Below are 7412 nucleotides of genomic sequence, written 5' to 3'. Positions count from 1 at the left end.
GCCGTCGAACAGGTTTTCTGCCGTCGATATGCCTTCGTCCGGGACGACCAGCTGCGCGACGCGTTCGTCCTGCCCGACCGTCACAACTGGAAGGTCCACCCCCAAAAGACGAAGGATATGCTGCAGATTTCTGGTGGTTCCGGGGCGGGTTGCGCCTGTGGTTCCCCGATCAAGGAATAGCAGGCCGTCCAGCCCGCCGGTGAGGTGATCGAGCGCCCAGAGCCGGGCAGTGGAAAAGATCAGCGCGTGGCCAAAGTGATGAAAGCCAATGCCGCCGAAAAGCCAGCGGCCAGAGCGCAGCGGCAGTGGGCCGGGGTCGGGCGGCGGACAAGGCAGGCAGAGCGGGCCGACCCGTGTTGTGGTCTGGGCGGCCGGAACGGCGGTGCCGTCGGCCGTGAAGACGCCGCAGACTTGGTGGAAATCGGCCTTTTCGCCGGGGCGGGTGGGCCGAAGGATGGCGTCCTTGACCGACAGCAGATCTGGCACGGGATCAGCCGAGCCGGGTTACAGGGGGCTGACTAGCCATCGATTTCGTCCACCGAAGCCTGACCGGACAGGCGCTGGCGCAGGATCGACCAGCTGAGCCCGATCCCGAGGATGAGCGAGAGCGCGAAGATCGCCAGCCAGACGGTGAGGACGGAATTGCCAAGCGCCAGCAGGCCCCAATCGGTGAGAACCCACAGACCGGCGGCGAAGATCGCGGCGATGACGATGGCGCCGAGCAGGCCGATGGAGCGCATCGTGGCCACGATGTAGACCATCATCGCCACCGCAAGGATCAGGCCGCCAAACACGATCAACGGCATCTGATCGGGCCAGTTTGTTCGCGCCCAGGTGACAAAGTTCCATCGCGTCGGGTTGAAGATTGCCGCAAGCAGCAGGAAAGCGCCAAGCCAGCGCAGAAGGATGCCCATGAGATGATCCCGGAGTTGCAATGGTGTTGGCAAAGAGGTGACAAATGCGGCGAATGATGTCCAGCCTTTCCGGTGGCTGCGGCGGGATGGAGGCGAGGTGATGCAGTTGGACAGGTTGTTCCAAGATCCCGATCTGGCGCAGTTTTACGATTGGGACTGCCCGTGGACAGCGGATTTCGACGGGTTCGCCGCACTGGTGGCGGGGGCCACGACGGTGCTGGACCTTGGCTGCGGCACGGGGATCTTTACGGCGGCGCTGGCCGGGCGGGGGGCCCGTGCGGTGGGCGTCGATCCGGCGGCGGCGATGCTCGACATTGCGCGGGTGCGGCCGGGGGGCCAGCTTGTCACATGGGTGGAGGCCGATGCCCGGCATCTGGATATTGGCAAGCGGTTCGATGCGGTGGTGATGACGGGCCACGCGTTTCAGACATTGCTGACGGTAGAGGATCGGGCGGCGGTTCTGGCGGTGATCCGGCGGCATCTGCTGCCGGGCGGGCGGTTCTTCTTTGACAGCCGCAACCCGGACGCGCGGGAATGGCAAGACTGGACGCCGGAGGCCACGCGAGAGCGGCGGGCGCATCCGGTGTTCGGGATGGTGGAGCGGTGGAACGATGCATGGCTGGAGGCTGGCAGCGACGTCGTGAGCTATGAGACGCACTACCGTCTGACGGATGGACGGGAGTACTCGGCCACGTCGCGGATTGCCTTTCCACCGCTTTCGGAACTGGAACGCCTGATTGCCGAGGCTGGTTTGCGGGTGGATCGCTGGGCGGGCGATGCGGCGGGCGGGCCGATCCGACCGGGCTGTCCGGACTTGATCCCGATCGGGGGCTTGGCGGGGTGAGCTGCCAACGGCCTGTCGTCAGCCGCCCGCGACTTGTCGGGCGTAGTCGACCGCGTCAAACCAGCCGCGAGAGGTTTGCACCAGGTGGTCAGGGCCAAGATCCCAGTCTTCCCAGCCCACGATCCGCAAGGGACGGCCGGTGCCTGAGTGGTGGCCGGTAGAGGCCCAAAGGTAGATCATGTGATCCCCCGCAACCCGAATGCCATCGCAGGTCAGGTTCAGGTCGGGTTCAGGTTCAGGTCGGGGACATCGGCGAAGAAGCCGCCGGCCATCGCCGCCACCCCGTCCCGGTCATGCCAGGGCTGGCCGCCATTGATCGCAATCTGGCCGGTTGGCGCGCAGTAGCGGGCCACCGCTGCGGAAGAGCCGGAATTCCACGCCGCAGTGCAGGCTGTGGCAAGGATTTGGGCAGCGTCGAGGGAGATCGGCAGCAGCAATGCTGCTGCGGAGGCTTTTTGCACCAAGCAGGAGGGGGCGGTCTGGTGTCAATCCGCGATGCGTATCCGGATGGGCGCGACGCATTTTCCTGTTCCCCCGGTCGTGCGCGCCGTCTATAGGTCGCACGGTTTGAAAACCGGGGGATCATGCCATGGCCAATGTCGTTGTCGTAGGAGCCCAGTGGGGCGACGAGGGAAAAGGCAAGATCGTCGATTGGCTTTCAGAGCGCGCCGATGTGATTGCGCGGTTTCAGGGTGGGCACAATGCGGGCCACACGCTGGTCATCGATGGCAAGGTCTACAAGCTGTCGCTGCTGCCGTCCGGTATCGTGCGCGGTGGCAAGCTGAGCGTGATCGGCAATGGCGTGGTGCTGGACCCCTGGCATCTGGTGGCCGAGATCGACAAGCTGCGCGGGCAGGGCGTTGAAATCTCGCCGGAAAACCTGATGATCGCGGAGAATGCACCGCTGATCCTGCCGGTGCATGGCGAGCTGGACCGGGCGCGGGAAAACCAGACTTCGGTGGCCAAGATCGGCACCACGGGGCGCGGGATCGGCCCGGCCTATGAGGACAAGGTGGGGCGCCGCGCGATCCGGGTGGCCGATCTGGGCGATCCGGCCACGCTGGAGCTGCGGGTCGACCGGTTGTTGACGCATCACGATGCGCTGCGCCGGGGCCTTGGGATGGAACCGATCGACAAGGCGGCATTACTGGACGCGCTGCGGGCGATTGCGCCGCAGGTGCTGGCCTATGCAAAGCCGGTCTGGAAGGTGCTGCATGACGCGCGGCGGGCGGGCAAGCGGATCCTGTTCGAGGGCGCGCAGGGGGCGTTGCTGGATATCGATTTCGGGACCTATCCGTTTGTGACCAGTTCCAACGTGATCGCGGGGCAGGCGGCGACGGGCACCGGGATGGGGCCGGGCGCGATTGATTTCGTGCTGGGGATCGTGAAGGCCTATACCACGCGGGTGGGTGAAGGCCCGTTCCCGGCGGAGTTGTTCGATGCCGACGGCGAGCGGCTGGGTGAGCGGGGGCATGAGTTCGGCACGGTTACCGGGCGCAAGCGGCGCTGCGGCTGGTTTGATGCGGTGCTGGTGCGGCAGACCTGCGTCACCAGCGGGGTCAAGGGCATTGCGCTGACCAAGCTGGATGTGCTGGACGGGTTCAAGGTGCTGAAGATCTGCATCGGCTATGAGCTGGACGGGGTGCGGCTGGATTATCTGCCGACAGCGGCCGACCAACAGGCGCGCTGCACGCCGATCTTTGAGGAGATGGAGGGTTGGTCTGAAACCACCGCAGGGGCGCGGTCCTGGGCCGAGCTGCCGGGGGCGGCGATCAAGTATGTGCGGCGGATCGAAGAGTTGATCCAATGCCCTGTGGCGCTACTTTCCACCTCGCCGGAGCGGGAAGACACGATCCTCGTGACTGATCCGTTTGCCGATTGAGGAGAACCGCATGGCGTTGAGTTACAAGGCGCGCAGGGGGTGGTCGCTGGTCATCCTGCTGATCGGTCTGCCGGTCTATGTGGTGGTGGCGGTGACGCTGTTGAACCTGCTTGAGCGGCCACCGCTATGGCTGGAGCTGCTGCTCTATGTGGCGCTGGGGTTCTTGTGGATGCTGCCGTTCAGGTTTGTGTTCAAGGGCATCGGTCAGGCCGATCCGGATGCAGAAAAGGCGGACAGGGAGCCCCCATCCGCCTGATGATTTGTGCGCGCTGACCGGGTGTGGTCAGAGCGCCATGCGGCGGGCTTCGGCCAGAAACACCGACCGGTCCGACAGGGCGTATTGACCACGGCTGACCTTTTCGATCCGACCCGTGCGCAACAGCGAACCAAAGCTGCGCAGCCCGTCTTCACGGCTGACAGGCGTGCCACCGGTTCCGGCGGCCAGACGGCGCATCAGTTGCGGGCGGGTGAACTGGTCACGGTTTTCCATGCAGGTTGTATAGGCGGCAGCGGCCTCGAGCAGGTCGGTCAGCGACTTCACCCCAAGCTTGCTGGCGAAATCGGCAAAGCCGGCGTCGTCGGAAAAGATGTTGTCGGTGTCGTCGCCCTCGTCATCTTCGTCAAACTCTGACAGGGCGGCGGCCATCTGGTCGTCCGTGGACGGTGTGGCAAAACCCGTTGCTGCGGCGCCAATGGCCCCCGACAAGCGACCGGGACGGCCGGCTGCCACCGGCTGACCCAACGACGGGGTACGGTCGATGCGCTGCTCTGACACCAGCACCAGCGGCACGGCGTTCATCAGGCCGGGGCGCAGGCTGCCGGGGCGCGGGCCTTGCGGGCGCACGCTGATCACTTCGCGGCGCGGGCGGACCGGTGCCGGGGGATCGAGAACGCCAGCGTCCGGGTCGGTGTCAGGCTGCACGGCATGGGCCAGATCGTCACGATACGGCCCGATCTTGGCCCCGGTCGGGGGCAGGGCTTCGCCGGTGACGGCACGTTCGGCTTCGTTCGCGGCGACGGCTGCCTTGAGATGCGCGATTGCGGAAAGCCGGCGGCGGTTTTCGGCACCGGCCATCTCGTCATCGGCCTGGCGCAGAAGCCGCGACATGGCCGCGTCTTCGCCGGCCTTGTCGAGCGGGCGGCTTGGGTCGTCAGAGGGGTTTGCGGCGTCTGCCGATTCGGGGCCGAGGTCGGTGCTGACACGACGGATGCGAAGAACGCGCGCGCGGGCACGGGGCGGCAGGCCCGCCTCTTCGGCAGCTTCCGGGCTGTCGGCCTGGGTTTCGGCGACGGCGGCGATGTCCAGATCTGCAGTTTCGGCGTCTGCAGTGTCGGCGTCTGCAGTTTTGGCGTCTGCGGTTTCGGGCTGCACGGCTTCGGCTACGTCTTCTGGTGTTGCCTCCGACACTGCTTCAACGGTTTCGGCAGGTTGATCTTCGGCCACGTCGGCAAGGTCATCGGCGAAGGATTCTTCGGGCAGGTCAGCGGGGTCTGTCTGCGTGGCCGTTGCTTCGGCCAGAACCGGAGCTTCTTTGACTTCGGGTTGGTCGGTGGTTTCGGAGTTGTCCGACAGGATCAGCGGATCGATTGCAAGGTTCGCCGAAGAGAACCGCTCGTCCATCAGAAAGGACGACGTTGCCAACGGGGCTTCGACGACGGGGGCTTCGGCGACTGAGTCTTCGACGACTGGGGCGACCGAATCTTCGATTGCCTCGTAGTCCTCATCCTCGTCTGAGGCGGCGTGATCGAGAAGGTAGGGCTGACCGCCAGCTTCGAGATCCAGACTTTCGGCGGCTTCAGCTTCAATCGCCTCTTCCTCGGCGCTTTCGTCTTCGTCATCGTCATCGGCTTTAGCGACGAAGTCGTCAGACAGCAGCAATGGCGCGGAAGAGACTTCCATTTGCACGGGCTGATCGTCTTGCACGGGCTGATCGTCGGCGATTGCGGCGTTCAGGCCGGCATCCGGCATGTCGATGTCCGTGTCGGTGGCCAGACGCAGGGCCGCGTCATCGGCTTCGTCTTCGTCGGCGAGCAGTGCCGAAATCCGGGCCAGTACACTGTCGACACCGGACGCATCGGCGCGTGCAACTTGCGCATCGCCTTCAGCCTCTTCGGACAAGCCGAGCGGGTCTGTCAGGTCGAGTGCGGCCAGATCGTCCAGATCTTCGGGCAGCGGATCGCCTGCGTCGTCGAGGTCATCGGCGGCGGCATCCAGTTCGTCAGAAAAGGTCTCGGCCGCATAGGCTGGGATGGATTCAGGAAATGGTTCTGGCGCCGGCGCTTCGGTCACGGGGGATACGGTGACTGGCGTTTCGGCAACCTGCATCTCTGCGGCTGGGCGATAGCTTACCGATTGGCGGATCCGCGCCAGCTTGGCAGCGACGCCTTCGGGAATCACCTCGTTCAGGAACGGCACGTCAGGTTCATCTTCGGTTGCAACCGCAAGCCCGCTGATTGCGGCGGCGACGTGGCGTGTTGTGTCGACTGATGGCGCGCTGGAGGCCATGGGTTGTGGCGGGACCGGTGCTGGGTGCTGAAGTGGTGCGACGTCTACGGGTGCAGGGGCGACCGGAGCAGGGGCGGCAGGCGACAGCGCAACGGCAGGCGCAGGCATCGGGGCGGAGGTTGGCGGCGCATCATGCTGGCGCAGCACGACCGAGTTGTCCTGCACGCGGGCTTCGACCATGCGGCTGACTTCGCGTTCGGCGATGCGGTGCAGCATTGCGGCGTCGGGGGTTGGCGGCTCGGCACCGAAGTAGCGGTCTTGCCCGGCGAGATCGCGGAAGTATTCTGCAATCGCTTTCATCGTGTTGAACGGATCGTCAAACCCTTCCAGCGTGCAGCTGAAGGTACCGTAAGACACGGTCAAAATCTTGCTGTCACCAACCATTGCTCGAAAGCCCCTCGTATTGCACCAGACACAAATCTACCCGACGTGGGTTCTAATACATGGACAGACCGGGGTAATTTGATGGATTGATTGTGGCCACGCGCCAGAATATTTGCCTTATTTGGATACAGTTTTGCATGAATCAGCCGATTGTCCAGTCTTTGCAGGGGGTCACGCTGGCAGGCGGTGGGCCGTTTTCCGCGCGTGACCTGAAATTTGCGCTGTCGCGCGCGCCGGTGCCGGTGGCGGCGGACGGTGGCGCGGACCGCTTGTTGCGAGCCGGGGTGATGCCGGAAGCGGTGATCGGCGACTTTGATTCGCTGACGGAAGCGGCCAGGCAGGCAATCCCCAAGGCACGCCAACACCCGATGCCCGAACAGGCGACCACCGATTTCGACAAGGCGCTGCGGTCAGTTTCGGCGCCGTTCGTGCTGGCGCTGGGCTTTGCCGGGGCGCGGCTGGATCACGGGTTGGCGGTGTTCAACACGTTGATCCGGCGGGCTGGGCAGCGCTGCATCGTGCTGGGGCCGTCGGATCTGGCGTTTGCGGCCCCGGCGGAGCTTGAGTTGCGGCTGCGACCGCGGGACACGGTGTCGCTGTTTCCGATGGCGCAGGTTCGGGGGCAAAGCACCGGATTGGAATGGCCGATCGAAGGCTTGGATTTTGCGCCGGACGGGATGATCGGCACGTCGAACCGGGTGACGGCGCCGTTGGTGCGGCTGGTGTTCGATGGGCCGGGGATGCTGGTGATCCTGCCCCGGCGGCGGTTGGATGCGGCGATCAGGGCGTTGACGCAGCCCTGAGGGCCGGGGCCCGTGCTGCCAGCCGTTCGCGGTGGATGATGTAAAGCCCGGAGGCGACAATCACCGCGATCCCGGCCCA

At 65.1% G+C, this 7412-nt stretch carries 8 protein-coding genes and 1 pseudogene; 4 read left to right on the top strand and 5 right to left on the bottom strand.

Translation table 11 applies throughout. The features are described 5' to 3' along the window. Positions 1 to 486 (bottom strand): annotated as a pseudogene (locus tag RMO18_RS07420) (hypothetical protein); the annotation flags it as partial. Positions 487 to 518: 32 nt separating this feature from the next. After that, a complete protein-coding gene (locus tag RMO18_RS07415; RefSeq protein ID WP_309664921.1) occupies positions 519 to 914 on the bottom strand; it encodes a DUF6524 family protein in 396 nt (131 codons plus the stop codon). A gap of 100 nt (positions 915 to 1014) precedes the next feature. On the opposite strand from RMO18_RS07415, the gene RMO18_RS07410 reads away from it, so the two are divergent. Further along, a complete protein-coding gene (locus RMO18_RS07410; RefSeq protein WP_309664920.1) occupies positions 1015 to 1758 on the top strand; it encodes a methyltransferase domain-containing protein in 744 nt (247 codons plus the stop codon). A gap of 18 nt (positions 1759 to 1776) precedes the next feature. Here the strand turns inward: RMO18_RS07410 and RMO18_RS07405 are convergent, their stop codons facing one another. Continuing rightward, on the bottom strand, positions 1777 to 1938 hold the full coding sequence (locus tag RMO18_RS07405; protein WP_309664919.1) for a hypothetical protein: 162 nt from the start codon (positions 1936 to 1938) through the stop codon (positions 1777 to 1779). Between the two features lie 38 nt (positions 1939 to 1976). Further along, positions 1977 to 2219, bottom strand: a complete 243-nt coding sequence (locus RMO18_RS07400) for a hypothetical protein (protein WP_309664918.1) — start codon at positions 2217 to 2219, stop codon at positions 1977 to 1979. Between the two features lie 128 nt (positions 2220 to 2347). Between RMO18_RS07400 and RMO18_RS07395 the strand changes: the two genes are divergently transcribed. After that, the gene (locus tag RMO18_RS07395; RefSeq protein WP_309664916.1) at positions 2348 to 3640 is read left to right on the top strand and encodes an adenylosuccinate synthase; all 1293 of its coding nucleotides are present in this window, start codon (positions 2348 to 2350) and stop codon (positions 3638 to 3640) included. A 10-nt stretch (positions 3641 to 3650) separates the two neighbouring features. Then, on the top strand, positions 3651 to 3896 hold the full coding sequence (locus RMO18_RS07390; RefSeq protein WP_309664914.1) for a DUF2842 domain-containing protein: 246 nt from the start codon (positions 3651 to 3653) through the stop codon (positions 3894 to 3896). Between the two features lie 27 nt (positions 3897 to 3923). Here RMO18_RS07390 and RMO18_RS07385 read toward each other — a convergent pair whose 3' ends face one another. Continuing rightward, on the bottom strand, positions 3924 to 6503 hold the full coding sequence (locus RMO18_RS07385) for a hypothetical protein (RefSeq protein WP_309664912.1): 2580 nt from the start codon (positions 6501 to 6503) through the stop codon (positions 3924 to 3926). Positions 6504 to 6667: 164 nt separating this feature from the next. On the opposite strand from RMO18_RS07385, the gene RMO18_RS07380 reads away from it, so the two are divergent. Further along, positions 6668 to 7333, top strand: coding sequence for a thiamine diphosphokinase (locus tag RMO18_RS07380; RefSeq protein WP_309664911.1), 666 nt, complete (start codon positions 6668 to 6670; stop codon positions 7331 to 7333). Positions 7334 to 7412: the final 79 nt, after the last annotated feature.

This window comes from Tabrizicola sp. (assembly GCF_031377265.1).
Taxonomy (GTDB): Bacteria; Pseudomonadota; Alphaproteobacteria; order Rhodobacterales; family Rhodobacteraceae; genus JAUYQR01.
Note: the sequence above shows the minus strand (reverse complement) of the source record. Positions and strands in the feature narration are given on the sequence as shown.